The organism is Polaribacter sp. Asnod1-A03 (assembly GCF_045063585.1).
In the GTDB taxonomy this organism is placed as follows: Bacteria; Bacteroidota; Bacteroidia; order Flavobacteriales; family Flavobacteriaceae; genus Polaribacter.
On the sequence record NZ_JBEFOE010000009.1, the window covers coordinates 3,301,616 to 3,322,183 of the forward strand.

Below are 20,568 nucleotides of genomic sequence, written 5' to 3' on the forward strand. Positions count from 1 at the left end.
TAACAGGTTTTTTTGTGGAAAAAATAACACTTTGGTAAAATTTGGTTAAATAATTAACAGATTAAAAATTACTATATTTACAAATAATAAATTTTTCACTTAAAAAAAATGACTATGACAGTACCTATTATCGTAATAATTCTTATTGGGCTTGTACTTTTTGCTTCTTATTTTATTGTTAAACAGCAAACTGCGGCAATCATAGAAACATTTGGTAAGTTTACAAGTATTCGTCAATCTGGATTTCATTTAAAGATTCCGGGAGTACAAAGAATTGCAGGTAGATTAAGTTTAAAAATTCAACAATTAGATGTAATTATAGAAACAAAAACTAAAGACGATGTATTTGTAAAATTAAAAGTATCTGTACAATACAAAGTGATAAAAGACAAAGTTTACGATGCTTTTTACAAATTAGATTATCCGCACGATCAGATAACTTCTTATGTATTTGATGTTGTAAGAGCAGAAGTACCAAAAATGAAATTAGATGACGTTTTTGTAAAAAAAGACGATATTGCTATTGCAGTAAAAACAGAATTAAACGATGCAATGATGACTTATGGTTATGATATTATTAAAACATTAGTTACAGATATAGACCCTGATGCTCAAGTAAAAGAAGCTATGAATAGGATTAATGCTGCTGATAGAGAAAAAACTGCTGCACAATATGAAGGAGATGCACAACGTATTTTAATTGTAGAGCGTGCTAAAGCAGAAGCAGAAAGCAAACGCTTACAAGGACAAGGTATTGCAGACCAAAGAAGAGAGATTGCACGTGGTTTAGAAGAAAGTGTAGAAGTATTAAATAAAGTAGGTATAAATAGTCAAGAAGCCTCTGCTTTAATTGTTGTAACACAACATTATGACACCTTACAATCTATAGGACAAGAAACAAATAGTAATTTAATATTATTACCTAATTCACCACAAGCAGGTAGCCAAATGTTAAACGATATGGTTGCTAGTTTTACCGCAAGTAATCAAATAGGAGAAGCTATGAAAAATGCAAAACTTAAAGAAAAAAACGATTAATTATGATTATTACAACAACTCCTACTATAGAAAATAAACCCGTTACCCAATATTTAGGAATTGTAACTGGTGAAACAATTATAGGTGCTAACATTTTTAAAGACTTTTTTGCAGGGATAAGAGATATTGTTGGTGGTAGATCTAGTTCTTATGAAAAGGTTTTAAGAGAAGCCAAAGATTCTGCTTTAAAAGAAATGAAAGAAATAGCTTTGTCTTTAGGTGCAAATGCTATTGTAGGTGTAGATTTAGATTACGAAACTGTTGGACCTAATGGTGGCATGTTGATGGTAACAGCTTCTGGAACTGCGGTAAAAATATAGTATATTGATTATTAGTTTTTTATGAAAAAAATAGTTAATTGGCTATCTACACCTTATTATTTTAATCCTTCTTTAAAATTTAAATTTCAAGTAAGTGTATTTATGGGGTTATTTGTTTTCCTCTTTTTATACCTTTTTAAACCATTTTACATAGCTTCATTTGTTGGATTAATATTAGAATACACTTCATTTATAGGTCTTATTAGTTTTTTAGTAATATTATTTGTACTCACTATACCTCCTCTATTTTTTAAAAATTATTTTAATGAAGATAATTGGACTATTGGTAGAAATCTATTTTTAATAAAAATAGGATTATTTATTAATGGAAGTGCTCTTTGGTATTTAGGTAACTTATACAGAAGTTATTATGGATTTGGTAGTATCGCTTATTTTAGATATTTACTTTTTGTTTATCTTTTAGGTACATTTCCTGTTATTTTATTCATTTTTTTTAATGAAAGAAATGTTAGAGATAAAAGAAAAAAAAGAGCAGAGGATATTAATATTTTAAAAAAGAGTAAAGAAAAAGAGCAAAAAATAATCATAAAAGAATCTATTACTATATACTCAGAAAATAAAAAAGAAACTATTAATTTTAAAATTCAAGATTTAGTTTACGTTACTTCTCAAGGAAATTATGCTAGTTTTTTTCTTTTAACGGAATATAAAAAAGATTTAAAAGAAATTATACTAAGAATAACATTAACAAAAATAAATGAAATATTAGAAAGTTATAATAATGTTATTCGTTGTCATAGATCTTATATTGTAAATACTTATTTCATTAATGCTATTTCTGGAAATGCAAGAGGATATTTCTTAAAATCTAATAAAATTTTAATAGAAATACCAGTTTCTAGAAATTTTAAAAAAGAAGATTTAGAAAAATTAATTTACTAATCTATTCTTTATGAAAAAGATATATTCTTGGCTTTCTACACCATATTACTTTAATCCTTCTTTTAAGTTTAAGGTTAAAGTTAGCATATCTATGGGATTATTTGTTTTTCTCTTTCTATATATTTTTAAACCTTTTTATCTAGCTTCATTTGTTGGTATAGTATTACAATACACAGCTTTTATAGGCTTTGTTACCTTTTTAGGTATCTTTTTTATTCTTTCTGTTCCTCCAATTTTATTTAAAAATTATTTTCATGAAGATAATTGGACTATTGGTAGAAATTTATTTTTAATAATAATAGGTATTTTCGTAACTGGTAGTTGCCTTTGGTATTTTGGTAGTTTACTTAAAAGCTTTCATTCTTTTGGAACTATAAGTTATTTACGATATTTATTTTACTCTTATTTGGTAGGTACATTACCGGTAGTAATTTTTATTTTTCTAAATGAAAAAAACATCAGAGAAAAAAGAGAAAAAAAAGCAGTAAAAACAATTAATATTTTAATAAAAAAACAAAAAAAAGAGCATAAAAAATTAATATTACAAGAGTATATAACAATATATTCTGATAATAAAAAGGAGCAAATTAATTTTAAAATTAAAGACTTAGTTTATATTACTTCTCAAGGTAATTATGCTAGTTTTTTTCTTTTATCAGATCATAAAAAAGGTATAAAGGAAACAATACTAAGAATAACTTTGACTAATATAAATAAAGAGTTAGAAACTTACAATAATATAATCCGCTGTCATAAATCTTATATAATAAATACTAAGTTTATAAAAGATATTAAAGGAAACGCAAGAGGTTATTTATTAATTTCTGATGTAATTCCGTTCGAAATACCTGTTTCTAGAAGTTTTTCTAAAAATTCTTTAAAAAACTTACTAAAATAGGTTTCCCATTTATCCCAAATCTTCCTATTTATAACAAATTTTTAATAAATATAGTTTTGAAAACTATATTTGCACTGCTTAAATATTAAATTGAAAATTTGGGGGAATTTTTAATTTAAGAAACCGAAAAGCTCAACTTGTTTATACAAATTGAGCTTTTTATAATTAAAAAAATAAGTAAATATTCTTATTTTTTATCTTCTAATTTATCATCATCTTCTTTAGCAGCGTTTTTAAATTCTTTAATTCCACCACCTAAACCTTTCATTAATTCTGGTATTTTTTTACCACCAAATAATAATAAGATTACAACAACTATTATTGCGATCTGAGGACCACTTACAAATCCAAAATGTATAGCCAAACTGTTCATTTTATATAATTTTAAAAAACAAAGATACAAAAAAGGTTATTATAGTAATTTATTTAAAAGCCTAATTCCTTTTTTGAATTGTACCACCTATTACTTTTTTATCTTTAATAACTTCTGGGTTTCCTTTATAAAAAATAGATCCACCAAAACCAACTTTTGCATTTAAAGTTTCTCCTGCTAAAACTTCTGCTTTTGCACCTGTACCAGCTTTTACATTAGAATTACCAGAAATTTTCATATCATAACCGTTATAAATACCATACAAGTCTACATCTACTTCTTGGTTATCTGCTGTACCAGATAATTTAACAATCCCTCCAGAAGAAGTTCTAACTTTAAGATACTTTATAGTTGCAAATAAATCTATAAGCGCTCTTTCTTGGGCATTTACTTCTAATTTATTTTGTGTGAAACCTGTACTGGTAATAGTAGCACCTTCATTAGCATCAATTACATCAATATCTTTATTATAAAATAGTTTTACTAAAACTTTACCATCTGCAGAGTTATTTTCTGGCTTTAAAGAAAAAGGTAAAGTCAATTTTAAAGTATTGTCTACAGTTTTAATTTTTACCATTTCAGATTTTTCTCCAGTAATTTCTAATTTTTGATCAATAGATTTTATTAACTCTACCTTTATTCCGTTATAAACTTTTAAAACTGAATAATCACCTAAAACTTTTGTTACCGTTGATTGTGCTAATAAATTAAAACTAAATAATAAAGCACATATATAAATTATTTTTTTCATCATTATTAATATTTATGTGGTTAAAATCAAAATTTATACCATTATATAAACCATATAATTGATATATTATTACAAAACTATTAAAATTTTAATCTTCAATTAACGAAAAATCTAAATGCTTTCTTTCTAAATCTGTATGTTTAACTCTAACTTTAACATCATCACCTAACTGGTATAAATGTTTTGTAGACTGCCCAACAATAGCATATTGCTTTTCATCAAAAATATAATAATCACTTTTTATATCTCTAATTCTAACCATTCCTTCACATTTATTAGAAGAAATTTCTACATAAATACCCCATTCTGTAACACCAGTAATTACACCATCAAAAATTTCATCTTTATGATCTTGCATGTATTTAACTTGCATGTATTTTATAGATGATCTTTCTGCTTTAGATGCCAATTCTTCTCTTTTAGAAGAATGTTTACATTTTTCTTCATACAAATCTGCTTTTGGCGATTCTCCGCCATCTAAATAATGTTGAAGTAATCTATGTGTCATTACATCAGGATAACGTCTAATAGGCGACGTAAAATGGCTATAATAATCAAAAGCCAATCCATAATGACCAATATTTTGAGTTGTATAGACCGCTTTAGACATAGAACGTATAGTTAAAGTTTCTATCATATTAGATTCTGCTTTACCATTTACATCATTTAATAACTGATTTAAAGATTCTGAGGTTGATTCTTTTGTGTCTGTATTAATTTTATATCCAAATTTACTTATAATGTTTTGTAGCGATGCCAATTTTTCTACATCTGGCTCATCATGTACTCTGTATACAAAGGTTTTATTAGTTGCTTTTCCTTTAGAAAAACCAATAAATTCTGCTACTTTTCTATTTGCCAACAACATAAATTCTTCAATTAATTTATTAGCATCTTTAGAAGTTTTAAAGAAAACACCTACTGGGTTTGCTTCTTCATCTAAATTAAACTTTACCTCTACTCTATCAAAAGAAATGGCACCTTGTTTCATTCTTTTTTTACGAAGAACTTTTGCCAATTTATCTAATTGTAAAGTTGCTTCTACAATTTCTGGAGTAACTTGGTATTCTTTATCTATAATTGAAGTTTCTAAAGGCATTGTATAAGGCTGAATATCATCAGAAAGTTTACAATTTTCTATAATAGATTGTGCTTCTTCATATGCAAAACGTTGGTCTGAATACGTTACAGTTCTACCAAACCACTCCCCTACTACTTGTGCTTTTTGGTTGATTTCAAAAACTGCAGAAAAAGTTAATTTTTCTTCATTTGGTCTTAAAGAACAAACACCATTACTTAACATTTCTGGTAACATTGGCACTACTCTATCTACTAAATAAACAGATGTTGCTCTATCATAAGCTTCATCATCTAAAATAGTTTTTGGTTGTAGATAATGTGATACATCTGCAATATGAATTCCTACTTCGTAATTACCATTTTCTAATTTTGTGAATGATAATGCATCATCAAAATCTTTAGCATCTTTTGGATCTATGGTAAAAGTTAAATCTTTACGCATATCTCTACGTTTAGAAATTTCTTTTTCGGTAATTTCTATTGGTAAATTTTCTGCTTCTTTTTCTACCTCTGGCTCAAACTCATAAGGTAAATTGTATTCTAATAAAATAGAATGCATTTCTGTGTTATGATCTCCTGGTTTACCTAAAACAGTAGTAATTTTACCAAACGGGTTTTTAGAATTTTGCGGCCAATCTGTAATAGTTGCCTGTACTTTATCTCCATCTTCTGCCCCATTCATTTTATTTTGAGAGATAAAAATATCTGCATACATTTTGTTGTTATCTGGTATAACAAAACCAAAGTTTTTATTTTTTTGTAAAACACCTACAAACTCAGTTTTAGAACGTTCTATAATTTCTACAACATCTGCTTCTAATTTTTTTCCGCTTCGTTTTTTGTATACATATGCTTTAACAGTATCGTTATGTAAACCTTTACCTAAGTTAATATTTGGTATAAAAATATCGTCTTCGTAATCATCCGTTACAAAATATCCGTTTCCATTAGATGTAATATCTAAAACTCCTACAGAATATTTTCTATCTTTATTTATTTGATACTTACCTCTATCTATTTCTTTAATTTTTTTGGTTGCAGTTAATTCTGCCAATTTCTTTACTATTTGGGTTTTTCCATCAGTATCAGAAATTTTTAATTTTGCAGCTATTTGTTTATAATTATAAAACTTTTCGCTGTCTTCATTTAAAATTCTAAATATATTTTTGGTCAAGTCTTTTACAACATTACCTTTCTTTTTAAAAATTCTTTTTTTCTTTCTTGTCATTAATTCTTACTTCTATTTATTTGATACTAAAATACAATTATTAAATCTTAATCTGTATTAAAAAACAGTTATCAATAAAAATTGTGTTTAGTTTTCTTTTAGTTGTTTGTTTTTAAGTCTGATTATTGTGATAAATAATTACAAAAAAATCTGTAAATTTTAAATTTATCTTTAATAATAACAGTTTAGACTTTTCTTTTTTTTGATGTAATTTTTCTAAATACTTTAGTAAAACTTGATATACAAAGCTATCTTAAAACGATTTAGAAACGTTATTTTAATTGGTGAAGAAGTTACATTCAAAATGTAAATAACAAAATAACACTGCAAATGTATACAAAAAACTTTAACAGTGGCTATTATCCAAAGGTTTTAAGTAATAATAAACCATAAAATTAAATGAAAAAAGTTAAAAAAATCTTAAATTTATTGTAACGTTTTATAAAATTAAACGTCTTTATTAAAAAGAAGTTACCATTACTGATGAAAAATTTACGTAAAATTATTGCTTTATTCCTTTTTATATTTATTGCAGGCATTTATGCTACTGTAATAACTGTAAATACCTCTTTAAATAAAAGTGAAGTTGTAAACAAAAGCGTAGAAATACAAAAAGACACTCTATATCTTTTAAAAACAGAAAAGAAAACTGCTTAATTTTTATTCTATTATTAGCTTTTCTATTGCTTTTCCTTTATTTGTTGTAATTCTCACAAAATAAATGCCAGTTGCAAAACTTGAAGTTGTTATCTCTTTTTTCTGTGCAGTTTTTACTAATAGACCAATACTATTAAAAACTTCAATTTTTTTAATTATTAATTCGCTTGATAACTCAATATTAAATTTATTTTTAGATGGGTTTGGATACATAGAAAAATTAAACACATTACTTTCTTCAGTACTTAATACTACACTTAAATCATAAACTCTTACATGACCAGAATCTGTACCATTTTCCGCATTATAAATAGCTCCTATAGCTATTATATTCCCATTAAAACTTAGACTTAATGAGGAACCAAATTGATCAGATTCTGACTCACCAATAATATCATTTCCTAATTGAATCCAATTATTATCTATAAATTTATAAATTTTAACTAATCCTTTAAAAAAATTAGCATATTCTAAGCTAATTGCAATAATACTTCCATCTGAATTTAATTCAACAGAAGAACCTAATCTATTAGCTGGACTTCCAATAAATTCATTACCTAATTGAACCCAATTATTATCTATATTTTTATAAACTTTTACTTTACCTGTAAAATCACCATTTTCAGTTACCATAGATCCTCCAATAGCTAAAATATTTCCATCTGAACTTAAACTAATAAATGATCCAAATGAAGCACCAATATTATCACCATTAATTTCATTACCTACTTGAGTCCAATAATTATCTATATTTTTATAAATCCTAACTTGTCCAGATGATAATCCATTTGTATCATTATTACTTGCTCCAATTGCAATAATATTACCATTTGAACTTAAACTTACTACTTCACCAAAATAATCATAAGCAGTTTGACCATTAATATTATTTCCAATTTGTTCCCAAGTATTATTATTATTTCGGTAAATACGTACTTGACCTACTTTAGGTAAAAAATTAGTATTATCAGAATAATTTTGTATTCCAATAGCAACAATAGAACCATCTGAACTTAAACTTACTGAATTACCTGAATAACTACTTTCTGGTCCATCAATATCATCTCCTATTTGTTCCCAAACATCATTATTATTACGGTAAATTCTAACATGACCAGATTCAAATCCACCACCAGTTAAACTATTTAATGGAGCCCCAACAGCTAAAGTATTTCCATCTGAACTTAAACTTACTGAAACACCAAACTGATTATAAGATCCTTCACCATCAATATCACTCCCTATTTGTTCCCAAACATTATTATTGTTTCTAAAAATACGCACATGACCAGAGCTAATTCCATTTCCATCATTATCAATAGCTCCAATAGCTAAAATATTTCCATCTGAACTTAAACTAATAGAATGCCCAGAAAAATCTCCTGCAGATTCCCCATCAATATCTTGTCCAATTTGAGTTTGTCCAAAAAGATAGAAAGGAAATAAAATAAAAAGTAATAATTTTTTCATATTTTAATTTTTAAAGTGAAGATAAATATAATTTTAAATTTACCTACTTATAAACATTCTATATAATAATAATTTTTCTTTTATAAATTTTTAAAAAACAATGATGTTTATAATAGTCTGTGAATAGCTACTATAAATTTTTACTTTTTTATTTTAATATTTGAGTTATTAAAAAGCATTTACATGTTATGAGTAGTTTAAAAGCTTTAAAATCAACTAAAATATCGAGTTATTAACAATAGTTATAAACAGTAGTTAACCAGAAATTCTTAATAGTTAACATTAAAATCTATGTAAACAAATTGTAAATTTTATGTTGATAAACTTTTATCAAAAACTCATAAAAAAAGTTGCATATATCAATAGGTAGCTTGTATTGTAATAATATTTTAATTTACCAAAAAAAGTTTTAAGACTTTACTGATACTTCTTAACATTTGCTTAATATAGATAAAGAGTTAAAAATTAAACTGTTATTAAAAAAGCTATTTTTTTGATTGTTTATAACTGTTGATAACCCTTAGTTTCTGTATTTTTGCGACTTACAATACAATAAAAATCAATTTATTATGACAATTGCCATTGGTAACGATCACGCAGGAACAGAATATAAATTCGAAATTATAAAACATTTAGAAGAAAAAGGATATAAAGTGCTAAATTTTGGTACCGATACAAACGATTCTATGGATTATCCAGACGCAATACATCCAACAGCAGATGCTGTAGAGACTGGTAAAGCAGAAATGGGAATTATTTTGTGTGGTTCTGGTAACGGAGCGCAAATGACTGCTAATAAACACCAAGGTATAAGAGCAGCACTTTGTTGGAATAATGAATTAGTAGCACTAACAAGACAACATAATAATGCAAACGTACTTACAATACCTGCACGCTTTGTGTCTTTACAACAAGCAATTGGTTTTGTAGATATTTTTTTAGCTACAGAGTTTGAAGGCGGAAGACACCAAAACAGAGTTGGTAAAATTTCTTGTGCAGGATAAAAATTTCTTTTTATAAATGAATATCAAAATAAAATCTTTTTTAGAATTAACTACAGAAGAGTTGTATGCAATATTACAATTACGCTCAGAAGTTTTTGTGGTAGAACAAGATTGTGTGTATCAAGATATTGATTTTAAAGATCAAAAATCTTTACATGTTTTTGGTTTAAAAGAGGATAAAATTATAGCTTACACACGTATTTTTAAACCAGGAGATTATTTTGAAGCTGCAAGTATTGGTAGAGTAGTAGTTGCAGTTTCTGAGCGTAAATATGGTTATGGTCACGATTTAATGAAAGCCTCTATAAAAGCGATAAAAAATTATTTTAAGGTTGATAAAATTACCATTTCTGCTCAAAAATATTTAAAAAAGTTCTATGAATCTCATCAATTTATTCAAGTAGGAAAGGAGTATTTAGAAGATGGTATTCCGCATATTAGAATGTATAGAAAATAAATAAATTATAAAAATTATGAAGCTATTTAATTGTCCAAAATGCAATCATATTATATTTTTTGAAAACGAAAGTTGCGAAAAATGTAAGAGTAAATTAGGTTATAATTATTTGATTAATAATTTTTCTATACCTGATCTTGCATCAAATCTAACTTATTGTTTTAATTACAACCATAATAGTTGTAATTGGGTAATAGATACATCTTCTAATAGTAAATTTTGTGTTGCTTGCAATTTAAATAGAAAAATACCAAACAAAGCAGATATTGATGCTTTTGATAAATATAAAAGGTTAGAACTTGCCAAACATCGTTTGGTTTATCAATTAGTACAGTTAAAACTACCGATAGACTCTAAAATTGTACATGAAAAAGGTCTTGCATTTGATTTTTTATCAGAAAATAATGATGAAAATAAAAGAACTGGTCATGCAAATGGAGTTGTTACAATTATACTTAAAGAAGCAGATTCTGTACATAGAGAGCTATTAAGAAAACAGATGAATGAGCCTTATAGAACGCTATTAGGGCATTTTAGACACGAAATTGGGCATTATTATTGGCCTTTACTATTTAAAGAAAACAATATTAAAAAATTTAGGTCTTTGTTTGGTGATGAGCGTTTAGATTATGGAGTGGCATTAGAAAATCATTATAAAAATGGAGCAAAACCAAATTGGAATTCAGAGTTTATAAGTAGTTATGCAGCTTCTCATCCTTGGGAAGATTGGGCAGAAACTTGGGCTCATTATTTACATATAATGGATACTTTAGAGACCGCAAATTATATAGGTTTTTCTATTAAAAATAAAAAGAATCTAGTTTTAAATAACAGAGTATTAAAGTTTAAAAATCCTTATAAAATTAAAAATTTTAAAAAAATATTTGAAGCAAGTATCTCTTTAACATCTGCAGCAAATAGTTTGAATAGATCGATGGGTTTACCAGATATTTATCCTTTTGTAATACCAAAACCAGTTTATAAAAAATTAGAATTTATACATAATTTGTTGTTTAATACAAATGTAAATTTGACTTAATTTTTTATAAAACATTGTAAATAAAATAATTATGAGTAAACCACTTCAGTATTTTATAATAGCAATTAGCATTGCATCCATTTTTTTATCCATATATACTATTTTAAAAACTCAGGTTTTTTTTGATGGTTTAGGTGGTATAATCGTAGGAGTGGGATTGTTAGGTGCTTTGTATTTTGATAAATATCAAAAGAAAACGAACAAATAATTATTTATCCTTCTTTTTGGTCATTTTATAAATAAGATAACCAAAACCAACTAAAAAGTGTAAAATAATTACTGCTGCTACAATGTATAAAGTTGTGTTAGAATCATTCATATTACAAAATTAGAAAAATCTTATTTCTAATTTTGTAATATATGTTACATAAAACTATTTACCTCTTTTACACCAGAAACTTCTAAATTTTCTAATTTTATTTCACCAATTCTAACACGAATTAAACGTAAAGTTGGTAAACCAACAGCAGCCGTCATTTTACGAACTTGTCTAAATTTACCTTCTCTAATAATAATAGAAAACCAACTTGTAGGTCCGTGTCTTTCGTCTCTAATTTTTTGACTTCTTAATGGAAATTTAGGATCATCAATTATAAAAGATTTACCAGGTTTTGTTAGGTATTTTTTACCGTTAATGCCAATTTCTACCCCGTTTTGTAACTGCTCTATTTCTTTTTCCGTAACAATTCCATCAACTTGTACGTAATATTCTTTTTCGTATTTATTACTTCTAATTTCTGCGGATACTTTGCCATCTGTTGTTAATAAAAGTAAGCCTTCAGACGGAACATCTAAACGACCAATTGCCATGGTTCCTTCTGGGAAATCATATAATTCTCCTAATAATTTTTTTTTCCGCTTTGCGGGATTTACAAACTGAGAAATCATTCCCCAAGGTTTGTGAATTATGAAATGACGGTGTTTTTCTGCCAAATTATACTACTTTTATAGTTACAGAAAAACTGTTTTTTCCTGTTGATAAAGACATGTTTTCTTCAGAAAATTTTTGATCTGTATAAGAAGTATATTGGGTAATTGGCTCAATACAAAGCATGTTATCTACCTCCGTCCACAACATAAAATTATTAAAACCTTTGGTTGTAATTTCTAAATCGTTTCTATTAATATTTTTTAAGGTGATTTTATTAGTTCCTAAAACCGGAAAAGCATTAGAACCCGCTTTATAAACATCTTTTAAAGTAATTTTTTCTGTACCAGATTCTAACGTTTCATTACCAGTATCAGACAACATAAATGCAGGATGATACCCCAACATAAAAGGCATTCCTTCATCAGAATTGATGATAAACTCAATCTTTAAAACATCATTTTCTAAGGTAAAAAACTTTTCAAAAGTAAAATCAAAAGGCCAAGAAAGGTTTTCTTCAGTAGATTTTACAGGAAATTTGCTATTGTTAACAAGTGTATTTTTAGTGTATTTTTTGATGAATTTAGCCGAATTTTCATCCGAAGAAACTAAAGAATATTCTAATTCGCGTAATAAACCGTGCTGATCTAAAATTGCATCGCCATTTTTAGTATGAACTCTAAAATTATTTTTAGCAGTTGGGCCAATTACTGGAAACATTTCGTCATCAGAATTTCGCCAACCTTTATTTCCTTTTTGGTGTATGTACTCTTTGTTATCTTTTAGAAAACTTATTAATTCTCCTTTTTCAATTGTAACGTTGCTATTCGTATTTTTTAATAAAATTTTTGAACTCATTGTTTTAAATTTTACGTAAAAATACTATAAAAATGTAATTTATTTTTTAGGAAAAAAGATTTATATTTTTGTAACTTGTGGCACTTATTTAAAAATAAAATTAGGAAGATTTATGGCAGCAGATAAAGAAAAAACAGCAAAGTTAAAAGCATTACAACTTACACTAGATAAGTTAGATAAGACTTACGGTAAGGGTTCTGTAATGAAATTAGGTGATGTTACTGTTGATGATATAGATGCAATTTCATCTGGTTCTTTAGGACTAGATTTGGCATTGGGCGTTGGTGGTTATCCAAGAGGAAGAGTAATAGAAATTTATGGTCCAGAATCTTCAGGTAAAACAACTTTAACATTACATGCAATTGCAGAAGCACAAAAAGCAGGAGGAATTGCTGCTTTTATTGATGCAGAACATGCATTTGATCGTTTTTATGCAGAAAATTTAGGTGTAGATATAGAAAATTTAATCATTTCTCAACCAGATCATGGAGAGCAAGCATTAGAAATTGCAGAAAATTTAATTAGATCTGGTGCAATTGATATTGTTGTTATTGATTCTGTTGCTGCATTAACTCCAAAATCTGAGATTGAAGGAGAAATGGGAGATTCTAAAATGGGACTTCATGCACGTTTAATGTCGCAAGCATTGCGTAAATTAACAGGTACAATTTCTAAAACTAACTGTACAGTTATTTTTATTAACCAATTACGTGAAAAAATTGGGGTAATGTTCGGTAATCCAGAAACTACAACAGGTGGTAATGCATTAAAATTTTATGCTTCTGTACGTTTAGATATTAGAAGAAGAACGCAAATTAAAGATGGAGACAGAGTTATTGGTAACAGTACAAAAGTTAAAATCGTAAAAAATAAAGTAGCTCCACCATTTCAAATTGCAGAATTTGATATTATGTATGGAGAAGGAATATCTAAAGTAGGAGAAATTTTAGATATTGCTGTAGAATTAGGTATTGTAAAGAAAAGTGGATCTTGGTTTAGTTACGGAGACACTAAATTGGGTCAAGGAAGAGATTCTGTAAAAGGATTGATAAAAGACAACCCAGAGTTAGCAGAAGAACTAGAAGGTAAAATTAAAGTTGCTATAGAAACTCAAGAGTAAGTAGTAAAATTTAAACTGTTATATTAAAACTGCTATAGATTTACTAATCTATGGCAGTTTTTTATTTTTTATAGTATGATTTATTTATCTAAAAATATACAATTAAAAACTATTTTAAGTTCTGATTCATCAACACTTTTTAATTTGATGAAAGAAGTTTATCCGTTGGCTTACAGTCATTTTTGGAAAGATAAAGGAGCTTGGTATGTAAACTCTCAATACTCAAAAGAAAATATTCTAAAAGAGTTATCTGTTAAAACTGCCGATTATTATTTTATCATTTTTGATAATGAAATTGTTGGTAATTTTAGAATTATTTGGGATGAAAAATTAGAGGATTTATCCGAAGAAAAACAAGTAAAATTGCACCGAATTTATCTTCATAAAAAAACACAAGGAAACGGAATTGGTAAAAAAATACTTCTTTGGTTAGAAGATAAATGTAAAGAAAAAGGATATAAAATTATCTGGTTAGATGCTATGGATGAACAGCCACAAGCTTTTAATTTTTATAAAAAACAAGGGTATAAATATCATTCTCATACTTTTTTACCTTATGATTTATTGTATGATAAAGTAAGAAAAATGAGTCAAGTTTATAAAATTTTAGAATAATAAATTATTCCTTAGATAATATTTTTACTAACCATAAAATTAAATAAGCTCCAATACCTAAACCTGCAAATAAAACTAACAGAACTAATAGTATTCTAATATTTTTTGCTGAAAATTGAGTTTTTGTACTTAGCCATTCACATACACCTAAAATCATAATTATTTTTGTTGTTTATAAATTATACGCCTGTACTACCAAAACCTCCAGAACCACGTTCTGTTTCACTTAAAACATCAACCTCTTTCCAAACGGCTCTTTCATGTTTTGCAATTACTAATTGTGCAACTCTTTCTCCATCATTTATAACAAAATCTTCATTAGATAAATTAACTAAAATTACTCCAATTTCTCCTCTATAATCTGCATCTACAGTTCCTGGAGCATTTAAAACAGTAATTCCTTTTTTAGCAGCCAAACCACTTCTTGGTCTTACTTGTGCTTCAAAACCAACAGGTAAAGCAATAAATAAACCCGTTTTTACAATGGCTCTTTCTAAAGGTTTTAAAGTTATTTGCTCTTCTATATTTGCTCTTAAATCCATACCTGCTGCACCTTCAGTTTCGTATGCAGGTGTTGCGTGTTTAGATTTATTAATTATTTGTACGTTCATTTTTAATATAAATAGATTGTTAACAAATATAATAAATCAACTATGGATTCTTTATAACTTAATAGTTTTATTACTTTTGATGCAATAAACTAATTTTAATGAGTAAACAAAAGAAAATAGCGGTTTTAGGTGGTGGAAGTTGGGCAACTGCAATTGTTAAAATGTTGATAGAAAACTTAGAAACTGTTGGTTGGTATATGAGAAATACGCTTGCAATAGAGCATATTAAAGAAAATGACCATAACCCTAAATATTTAAGTTCAGCTGAGCTAGATGCAAAACGTTTAGATTTATCTGATGATATAAATTTTATGGTTAAAAATTACGATATATTAATCTTTGCCATACCATCAGCTTTTTTAACTAGCGAGCTTAATAAACTAACAGAGTCTCTACAGAATAAAACTATTTTTTCTGCTATTAAAGGTATTGTGCCAGAAACAGGTTTAATTGTTGGCGAGCATTTTAATAGAGAATTTAATATTCCGTTAGATAATATTGGTGTAATTACCGGACCTTGTCATGCAGAAGAAGTAGCAATGGAACGTTTGTCTTATTTAACAGTTGCTTGTCAAGATGAAAAAAAGGCAATATGTATAGAAAATGCGCTACAAAGTTGGTATATAAAAACAAAGATTTCTGATGATATTATAGGTACAGAATATGCAGCAATGTTAAAAAATATTTATGCTGTTGCAGCTGGTATTGCACATGGTTTGGGTTATGGAGATAATTTTCAGGCAGTTTTAATGAGTAATGCCATTAGAGAAATGAAACGTTTTATTAAAAAAGTACATAAAATGAAACGTAACATAAACAACTCTGCTTATTTAGGAGATTTATTAGTTACAGGTTATTCTATTTTTAGTAGAAATAGACAATTTGGTAATATGGTTGGTAAAGGTTATACTGTTAAATCTGCACAAATGGAAATGAGTATGATTGCAGAAGGCTATTATGCTACCAAAAGTGCTTACATTATTAAAGAAGAAAATAATACAAAAACCCCAATTATAGATACTGTTTATAATGTTTTGTATGAAAATAAAAACCCTAAAAAAGAATTTAAAAAGTTGACTGATAAATTAGATTAAATGTTTAATTTTGAACATTGTTAATTAATATTAAACATTTGTCATGAAAACAATACAAGAAGTTGTAGAAAGTACTATTAGAAAAACACCTTTTATAGAAGAAGCTTTAAATGAAAAGTTGATAAATGTTTCTTCTTTAGCAAGAATTATTTTACCAGAAGTATCTGCAGTATTAAAGAAAGATATAAAAGTAGGTGCAGTAATGATGGCTATTAACAGACTTTCTCCTGCAAGCGAGTTACGTATTAGAAGAAATATTAAAAAGCTAGCATTAGATTTAGGTGATGTTATAGTACGTTCTGATTTATGTGATTTTACATTTAAAAATACACCTTCTTTATTAAGAGAAATTGCAAAAATTCTAACAAAATGTTCAGAAAATTCTGATTATTTTTTAACAGTTTCTCAAGGAATTTTCGAAACCAATATTGTTACCAGTAAAAATTTAAGACCTTTTGTAGAAGAAATTTTTGAGCAAGAAATGTTAACTAACAGTATGTTAGAGTTAGCATCGATTACTATTAAATTACCAAAAGAAAATTTAGAGCAATCTGGTATCTATTACTTTATATTAAAACAATTAGCTTGGGCAGATATCCCTTTACAAGAAATTATTTCTACTACTAACGAAATGACAATTGTTGTAAAAGAAGAAGATATTAACCAAACCTTTGCAATTTTAATGGATATGAAATTAAGCTAACACTATTTTTACTACATTTAAAATCTAATTTATAATAGTATTAAATGGCAAAGCAAGATCCTTATGCAGCTTTAAGAATAAGAGAATTCAATATATTTTTATTTGTTAGATTTTTACTTGTTTTTGGTTGGTCTATGCAATTTATTGTAATAGAATGGCAAGTATATTCTATTACAAAAGATCCACTTTCTTTAGGTATTATTGGTCTAATGGAAATTATTCCAGCATTTACAATGGCTTTATTTGCAGGTCATATTGTAGATCAAAACGAAAAAAGAAACTTATTAGCCATTTGTACAGCTGCTTTCTCTTTAATTAGTTTAGGCCTTTTTTTATTAACTTCTGATAGTATTGTTGCTAATTGGTCTACAAATTCAATTTTATATTCTATTTATGGTTTGGTTTTTTTTGGTGGATTTTTACGATCGTTTTTCGGACCTACCATTTTTTCTTTAGTAGCCTTATTAGTTCCTAAAAAAATATATCATAATGCAGCAACCTGGAGCACAAGTACCTGGAAAACTGCCTCGGTTTCTGGTGCACTTTTTGGTGGCTTTTTTATTAGTTGGATTGGTGTTGATAAAACACTTTGTTTAGTTTTTATACTAGTAATTCTATCTTTAATATTTACTTTTTTAATACAAAAGAAACCAATTTTAAATAAAAAAATTGGAGAACCGATGAAAGAAAGTTTAAAAGCGGGAGTAAAATTTGTGTTTAAAAACAAAGCAATTTTAGGGGTTTTAACTTTAGATATGATTGCTGTTTTATTTGGTGGTACTGTAGCAATTTTATCTGTTTTTGCACAAGATGTTTTAAAAGTCGGTCCAGAAGGTTTTGGGGTTTTAAATGCTTCTATTTCTATGGGGAGTATTGTAACCATGTTTTTAACAACCTATATTCCTATCAACAAAAATACGGGAAAAAAAATGTTGATTTCTGTATTTGTTTTTGGACTTAGTATTATTGCTTTTGGATTATCTTCTATCTTTTGGGTAAGTATTTTAACATTGTTTATAAGTGGTGCTGCAGACGGTATTTCTATGGTTATTCGTCAAACAATTTTACAATTAAAAACTCCAGATGATATGCGTGGTAGAGTTTCTTCTGTAAACTCTATGTTTGTGGGTTCTTCAAATGAACTTGGTGCTTTTGAAAGTGGTTTAGCAGCAAAATTATTAGGACCAGTTTTAGCAGTTGTTTTTGGTGGAAGTATGACATTAATTACCGTGGTTGCAACTGGTAGTTTAAACCCAACGTTAAGAAATTTAGATTTAACAGAAGATATAGAAGAAAATGATAAAGAGGCATAATTATTGTTCTTAAAAATAAAACCAAACTACTAGCATGAAATCTTTTTTTACAATTTCTTTTTTACTGTTTTCTATTGTATGCTTTTCACAAAAAATTAAAGGTACAATTTTAGATTTAGAAACTAAAACACCAATAGAAAGAGCCCATATTTTTTTTATTGATGAAACTATTTATACCAATCAAAAAGGAGAGTTTTCATTTGATTTAAAAGGTAAAAAAAGTATAGAATTTTCGGTCTCTCATATTAAATACGAGACTAAAAAAGTAATCTATACAAAATCAACAAAACCACTTTTGGTATATCTTCAAGAAAAACAAGAAATTTTAGAAGGTTTTAATATCAATGCAAATAAAAAGCTACAAAATGCTATTCAGTTTAAAAGGTTAGAAGATCTACCTAGAGGAACTTATTCTTTTGCATCTGTTTTAAATAACAATAAAATTTATGTTTTTGGTGGTGATATTACTAATTTTCACGACCAAAATAGAGAAGCTTTAAGCGAACTTTCTTCTTCAGATGAAGCAGCAATAATGAAGTTTTTAACAAAACCAAAATTTTCTAATTACATCAATTTTATAGGCGATTTACAAATCTATAACATTACAAGTAAAAGATGGAATATTATACAAGAAAAGGTGTTAGAAAGAGCCTATTACAATGCGGTTTCTTATAAAGACACTGTATTTTTAATTGGTGGTAAAAAGTTATCTAAAAAGAAAACGAGAGAGTTATTGGCTAATGATATTGAGTTAGTTTCTTTAAAAGATTTATCTATTACAAAAGACCAAACAAATCCTCACCAAGCAGTAAATTTTGGTAGTGTTTTACATGATGATAAAATATTAGTTTTTGGTGGTTCTACAAAACAACTTAAAAACGGAAAAATTCTTTATTCTGATGATATTCATTTATACGATATAAAAACAGGATATTGGTATTTACTAACCAAAATGCCAAAAGCTAAAGAAGTAACCGGAATAATTTTTGGTGATAAATTGTATTTTTTTGGTGGTTTTAATAAAAAAAACTTAACAGATATAGAATCTTATGATCTAAAAACAGGTAGATGGAAAAAAGAAGGTAATCTTTTTAAAGGGATGAAAAACCCAGCAATTACAAAAGATAAAGAGTTTATTTACTTAAACGAAAATGGAAAAATTATAACTTTTGAACCGAAAACAAGAGAGCTAAAAGAGTTTACAATAGATTTAAATTTAAAAGATGCTAAAATGCATTTTTTTAATGAAAACTTATACCTAATAGGTGGTTATCATTATATAAATGAATATAGAAAATACCCATCAAAAGGGTTTTTTACAATTGAAGCAGCAGAGTTTTTTAAAACAGAACCTATCAATACTAAAACTTTATAACAAGTTAAATTTTATTCAGGAATTGTTCTAAAATTTCCTAAAGACAAAGTCCAATCATAACTTCTAAAATCTAATTTTTTTGGTTTTTCAGGAGTAATTTTATATTCAAAAAGAATTCTTTTGGCACCACATTTACCTCCAAAATCAGCTCTAAACCAAGACATTAATGCTACTGATTTTGCTGTTTTTGTTTTTTCATCATAAGAAGTTTGTTCTTTTAAATATTCTTTTGTCATAAAACCGAATTCTCTGTCTAAATCTTTAGAAGTATAAACAGCAACAGGGGGGCAGCTTATTGCTCCACAATTTAAAGCAAAGTGAATTCTCCAATCAATATCTTTTACACGTAGCTTACGTTCCCATTTTGGTCTAAACCATTTTCTTAAATAACCTAAGCTAATTTTCATTCGAGACTTTCTTATAATTCCGTGTTCTATATCATCAAAAGATAAAGTTTCTCCGGCAATTTTAACTCTTTCATCACCAAAGAAAGCACCTCTATCGTCATATAATTTTGGGTTTTCTGATAAAGATATTTGAATAAAAGCATTGTAAATATTTACCCAAAAAGCAATTTTTTGCTTGTCTGTTTTTAATTCTGTAACTAATTCATTTAAAGTACTTTTTTCTAAAATTCTTATTTCTTTTTCATAAGATTTTTCATCAATAATATTTTGTAGTAAAGTTTCAGAGACTTTTTGATAATTAATGTTTTGTTGACTAAAAAGAAATGTATTCGATAAAAAAATGAGTAATATAAAAAACTGTTTCATAAAATATTTCGTATGTTTAA

At 27.0% G+C, this 20,568-nt stretch carries 24 protein-coding genes; 15 read left to right on the forward strand and 9 right to left on the reverse strand.

Going from position 1 to position 20,568, the window contains the following annotated elements:
• Positions 1 to 108: 108 nt before the first annotated feature.
• The 4 genes from ACJJVY_RS14750 to ACJJVY_RS14765 are packed head-to-tail and all read left to right on the forward strand — an operon-like array spanning position 109 to position 3,159.
• Positions 109 to 1,038: an SPFH domain-containing protein gene (locus tag ACJJVY_RS14750; protein ID WP_405610439.1), complete on the forward strand. Its 930-nt coding sequence runs from the start codon at positions 109 to 111 to the stop codon at positions 1,036 to 1,038.
• Positions 1,039 to 1,040: 2 nt separating this feature from the next.
• Positions 1,041 to 1,358 carry a heavy metal-binding domain-containing protein gene (locus ACJJVY_RS14755; protein ID WP_405610442.1) on the forward strand — a complete coding sequence of 106 codons (318 nt, stop codon included), beginning with the start codon at positions 1,041 to 1,043 and terminating at the stop codon, positions 1,356 to 1,358.
• 21 nt (positions 1,359 to 1,379) lie between these two features.
• Complete coding sequence (locus ACJJVY_RS14760; RefSeq protein WP_405610445.1) at positions 1,380 to 2,261, forward strand: LytR/AlgR family response regulator transcription factor; 882 nt, start codon at positions 1,380 to 1,382, stop codon at positions 2,259 to 2,261.
• Positions 2,262 to 2,271: 10 nt separating this feature from the next.
• Positions 2,272 to 3,159 carry a LytR/AlgR family response regulator transcription factor gene (locus tag ACJJVY_RS14765; RefSeq protein WP_405610448.1) on the forward strand — a complete coding sequence of 296 codons (888 nt, stop codon included), beginning with the start codon at positions 2,272 to 2,274 and terminating at the stop codon, positions 3,157 to 3,159.
• A 187-nt stretch (positions 3,160 to 3,346) separates the two neighbouring features.
• On the opposite strand, the gene ACJJVY_RS14770 is transcribed toward ACJJVY_RS14765, so the two are convergent.
• From ACJJVY_RS14770 to rnr, 3 genes are all read right to left on the reverse strand, one after another.
• Positions 3,347 to 3,532, reverse strand: coding sequence for a twin-arginine translocase TatA/TatE family subunit (locus ACJJVY_RS14770; RefSeq protein ID WP_405610451.1), 186 nt, complete (start codon positions 3,530 to 3,532; stop codon positions 3,347 to 3,349).
• Positions 3,533 to 3,593: 61 nt separating this feature from the next.
• Positions 3,594 to 4,286, reverse strand: coding sequence for a head GIN domain-containing protein (locus ACJJVY_RS14775; RefSeq protein ID WP_405610454.1), 693 nt, complete (start codon positions 4,284 to 4,286; stop codon positions 3,594 to 3,596).
• 85 nt (positions 4,287 to 4,371) lie between these two features.
• A complete protein-coding gene (rnr, locus tag ACJJVY_RS14780; protein ID WP_405610457.1) occupies positions 4,372 to 6,591 on the reverse strand; it encodes a ribonuclease R in 2,220 nt (739 codons plus the stop codon).
• A 483-nt stretch (positions 6,592 to 7,074) separates the two neighbouring features.
• Between rnr and ACJJVY_RS14785 the strand changes: the two genes are divergently transcribed.
• Positions 7,075 to 7,248, forward strand: a complete 174-nt coding sequence (locus ACJJVY_RS14785; protein ID WP_405610460.1) for a hypothetical protein — start codon at positions 7,075 to 7,077, stop codon at positions 7,246 to 7,248.
• A gap of 3 nt (positions 7,249 to 7,251) precedes the next feature.
• Here ACJJVY_RS14785 and ACJJVY_RS14790 read toward each other — a convergent pair whose 3' ends face one another.
• Complete coding sequence (locus ACJJVY_RS14790; protein WP_405610463.1) at positions 7,252 to 8,718, reverse strand: T9SS type A sorting domain-containing protein; 1,467 nt, start codon at positions 8,716 to 8,718, stop codon at positions 7,252 to 7,254.
• A gap of 569 nt (positions 8,719 to 9,287) precedes the next feature.
• Here ACJJVY_RS14790 and rpiB point away from each other — a divergent pair.
• The 4 genes from rpiB to ACJJVY_RS14810 are packed head-to-tail and all read left to right on the forward strand — an operon-like array spanning position 9,288 to position 11,426.
• Positions 9,288 to 9,722 carry a ribose 5-phosphate isomerase B gene (gene rpiB, locus ACJJVY_RS14795; RefSeq protein ID WP_405610466.1) on the forward strand — a complete coding sequence of 145 codons (435 nt, stop codon included), beginning with the start codon at positions 9,288 to 9,290 and terminating at the stop codon, positions 9,720 to 9,722.
• 16 nt (positions 9,723 to 9,738) lie between these two features.
• Complete coding sequence (locus ACJJVY_RS14800; RefSeq protein WP_405610469.1) at positions 9,739 to 10,179, forward strand: GNAT family N-acetyltransferase; 441 nt, start codon at positions 9,739 to 9,741, stop codon at positions 10,177 to 10,179.
• A 16-nt stretch (positions 10,180 to 10,195) separates the two neighbouring features.
• Positions 10,196 to 11,218 carry a putative zinc-binding metallopeptidase gene (locus ACJJVY_RS14805; protein ID WP_405610472.1) on the forward strand — a complete coding sequence of 341 codons (1,023 nt, stop codon included), beginning with the start codon at positions 10,196 to 10,198 and terminating at the stop codon, positions 11,216 to 11,218.
• 31 nt (positions 11,219 to 11,249) lie between these two features.
• Positions 11,250 to 11,426: a hypothetical protein gene (locus ACJJVY_RS14810; protein WP_405610475.1), complete on the forward strand. Its 177-nt coding sequence runs from the start codon at positions 11,250 to 11,252 to the stop codon at positions 11,424 to 11,426.
• A gap of 155 nt (positions 11,427 to 11,581) precedes the next feature.
• On the opposite strand, the gene ACJJVY_RS14815 is transcribed toward ACJJVY_RS14810, so the two are convergent.
• Together ACJJVY_RS14815 and ACJJVY_RS14820 are read right to left on the reverse strand one after the other, a co-directional pair.
• On the reverse strand, positions 11,582 to 12,151 hold the full coding sequence (locus tag ACJJVY_RS14815; protein WP_405610478.1) for a pseudouridine synthase: 570 nt from the start codon (positions 12,149 to 12,151) through the stop codon (positions 11,582 to 11,584).
• A 1-nt stretch (position 12,152) separates the two neighbouring features.
• Positions 12,153 to 12,944: an aldose 1-epimerase gene (locus ACJJVY_RS14820; protein WP_405610481.1), complete on the reverse strand. Its 792-nt coding sequence runs from the start codon at positions 12,942 to 12,944 to the stop codon at positions 12,153 to 12,155.
• 112 nt (positions 12,945 to 13,056) lie between these two features.
• Between ACJJVY_RS14820 and recA the strand changes: the two genes are divergently transcribed.
• A complete protein-coding gene (gene recA / locus ACJJVY_RS14825; protein WP_405610484.1) occupies positions 13,057 to 14,064 on the forward strand; it encodes a recombinase RecA in 1,008 nt (335 codons plus the stop codon).
• Positions 14,065 to 14,139: 75 nt separating this feature from the next.
• Positions 14,140 to 14,679 (forward strand): GNAT family N-acetyltransferase, encoded by a 540-nt coding sequence (locus ACJJVY_RS14830; RefSeq protein WP_405610487.1) that lies wholly within the window; start codon positions 14,140 to 14,142, stop codon positions 14,677 to 14,679.
• A 4-nt stretch (positions 14,680 to 14,683) separates the two neighbouring features.
• On the opposite strand, the gene ACJJVY_RS14835 is transcribed toward ACJJVY_RS14830, so the two are convergent.
• Complete coding sequence (locus ACJJVY_RS14835) at positions 14,684 to 14,836, reverse strand: PspC domain-containing protein (protein ID WP_405610490.1); 153 nt, start codon at positions 14,834 to 14,836, stop codon at positions 14,684 to 14,686.
• 22 nt (positions 14,837 to 14,858) lie between these two features.
• Positions 14,859 to 15,290, reverse strand: coding sequence for a dUTP diphosphatase (dut, locus tag ACJJVY_RS14840; RefSeq protein ID WP_405610492.1), 432 nt, complete (start codon positions 15,288 to 15,290; stop codon positions 14,859 to 14,861).
• A 98-nt stretch (positions 15,291 to 15,388) separates the two neighbouring features.
• Between dut and ACJJVY_RS14845 the strand changes: the two genes are divergently transcribed.
• Genes ACJJVY_RS14845 through ACJJVY_RS14860 form a run of 4 tightly spaced genes read left to right on the forward strand, consistent with a single transcriptional unit; the run spans position 15,389 to position 19,775 of the window.
• The gene (locus tag ACJJVY_RS14845; RefSeq protein ID WP_405610495.1) at positions 15,389 to 16,384 is read left to right on the forward strand and encodes an NAD(P)H-dependent glycerol-3-phosphate dehydrogenase; all 996 of its coding nucleotides are present in this window, start codon (positions 15,389 to 15,391) and stop codon (positions 16,382 to 16,384) included.
• A 43-nt stretch (positions 16,385 to 16,427) separates the two neighbouring features.
• Positions 16,428 to 17,087: a hypothetical protein gene (locus ACJJVY_RS14850; protein ID WP_405610498.1), complete on the forward strand. Its 660-nt coding sequence runs from the start codon at positions 16,428 to 16,430 to the stop codon at positions 17,085 to 17,087.
• Positions 17,088 to 17,131: 44 nt separating this feature from the next.
• On the forward strand, positions 17,132 to 18,400 hold the full coding sequence (locus ACJJVY_RS14855; RefSeq protein WP_405610501.1) for an MFS transporter: 1,269 nt from the start codon (positions 17,132 to 17,134) through the stop codon (positions 18,398 to 18,400).
• A gap of 34 nt (positions 18,401 to 18,434) precedes the next feature.
• Positions 18,435 to 19,775 carry a kelch repeat-containing protein gene (locus tag ACJJVY_RS14860; protein WP_405610504.1) on the forward strand — a complete coding sequence of 447 codons (1,341 nt, stop codon included), beginning with the start codon at positions 18,435 to 18,437 and terminating at the stop codon, positions 19,773 to 19,775.
• Between the two features lie 11 nt (positions 19,776 to 19,786).
• On the opposite strand, the gene ACJJVY_RS14865 is transcribed toward ACJJVY_RS14860, so the two are convergent.
• Entirely contained in the window at positions 19,787 to 20,548 is a 762-nt protein-coding gene (locus ACJJVY_RS14865; protein WP_405610507.1) for a DUF547 domain-containing protein, read from the reverse strand.
• Between the last annotated feature and the right edge of the window lie 20 nt (positions 20,549 to 20,568).

What these genes read in the sequence shown, in the direction of transcription:
- ACJJVY_RS14750 (WP_405610439.1), top strand. Translation starts at nt 109, where the DNA reads ATGACTATGACAGTACCTATTATCGTAATAATTCTTATTGGGCTTGTA.
- ACJJVY_RS14755 (WP_405610442.1), top strand. Translation starts at nt 1,041, where the DNA reads ATGATTATTACAACAACTCCTACTATAGAAAATAAACCCGTTACCCAA.
- ACJJVY_RS14760 (WP_405610445.1), top strand. Translation starts at nt 1,380, where the DNA reads ATGAAAAAAATAGTTAATTGGCTATCTACACCTTATTATTTTAATCCT.
- ACJJVY_RS14765 (WP_405610448.1), top strand. Translation starts at nt 2,272, where the DNA reads ATGAAAAAGATATATTCTTGGCTTTCTACACCATATTACTTTAATCCT.
- ACJJVY_RS14770 (WP_405610451.1), bottom strand. Translation starts at nt 3,532, where the DNA reads ATGAACAGTTTGGCTATACATTTTGGATTTGTAAGTGGTCCTCAGATC.
- ACJJVY_RS14775 (WP_405610454.1), bottom strand. Translation starts at nt 4,286, where the DNA reads ATGATGAAAAAAATAATTTATATATGTGCTTTATTATTTAGTTTTAAT.
- rnr (WP_405610457.1), bottom strand. Translation starts at nt 6,591, where the DNA reads ATGACAAGAAAGAAAAAAAGAATTTTTAAAAAGAAAGGTAATGTTGTA.
- ACJJVY_RS14785 (WP_405610460.1), top strand. Translation starts at nt 7,075, where the DNA reads ATGAAAAATTTACGTAAAATTATTGCTTTATTCCTTTTTATATTTATT.
- ACJJVY_RS14790 (WP_405610463.1), bottom strand. Translation starts at nt 8,718, where the DNA reads ATGAAAAAATTATTACTTTTTATTTTATTTCCTTTCTATCTTTTTGGA.
- rpiB (WP_405610466.1), top strand. Translation starts at nt 9,288, where the DNA reads ATGACAATTGCCATTGGTAACGATCACGCAGGAACAGAATATAAATTC.
- ACJJVY_RS14800 (WP_405610469.1), top strand. Translation starts at nt 9,739, where the DNA reads ATGAATATCAAAATAAAATCTTTTTTAGAATTAACTACAGAAGAGTTG.
- ACJJVY_RS14805 (WP_405610472.1), top strand. Translation starts at nt 10,196, where the DNA reads ATGAAGCTATTTAATTGTCCAAAATGCAATCATATTATATTTTTTGAA.
- ACJJVY_RS14810 (WP_405610475.1), top strand. Translation starts at nt 11,250, where the DNA reads ATGAGTAAACCACTTCAGTATTTTATAATAGCAATTAGCATTGCATCC.
- ACJJVY_RS14820 (WP_405610481.1), bottom strand. Translation starts at nt 12,944, where the DNA reads ATGAGTTCAAAAATTTTATTAAAAAATACGAATAGCAACGTTACAATT.
- recA (WP_405610484.1), top strand. Translation starts at nt 13,057, where the DNA reads ATGGCAGCAGATAAAGAAAAAACAGCAAAGTTAAAAGCATTACAACTT.
- ACJJVY_RS14830 (WP_405610487.1), top strand. Translation starts at nt 14,140, where the DNA reads ATGATTTATTTATCTAAAAATATACAATTAAAAACTATTTTAAGTTCT.
- ACJJVY_RS14835 (WP_405610490.1), bottom strand. Translation starts at nt 14,836, where the DNA reads ATGATTTTAGGTGTATGTGAATGGCTAAGTACAAAAACTCAATTTTCA.
- dut (WP_405610492.1), bottom strand. Translation starts at nt 15,290, where the DNA reads ATGAACGTACAAATAATTAATAAATCTAAACACGCAACACCTGCATAC.
- ACJJVY_RS14845 (WP_405610495.1), top strand. Translation starts at nt 15,389, where the DNA reads ATGAGTAAACAAAAGAAAATAGCGGTTTTAGGTGGTGGAAGTTGGGCA.
- ACJJVY_RS14850 (WP_405610498.1), top strand. Translation starts at nt 16,428, where the DNA reads ATGAAAACAATACAAGAAGTTGTAGAAAGTACTATTAGAAAAACACCT.
- ACJJVY_RS14855 (WP_405610501.1), top strand. Translation starts at nt 17,132, where the DNA reads ATGGCAAAGCAAGATCCTTATGCAGCTTTAAGAATAAGAGAATTCAAT.
- ACJJVY_RS14860 (WP_405610504.1), top strand. Translation starts at nt 18,435, where the DNA reads ATGAAATCTTTTTTTACAATTTCTTTTTTACTGTTTTCTATTGTATGC.
- ACJJVY_RS14865 (WP_405610507.1), bottom strand. Translation starts at nt 20,548, where the DNA reads ATGAAACAGTTTTTTATATTACTCATTTTTTTATCGAATACATTTCTT.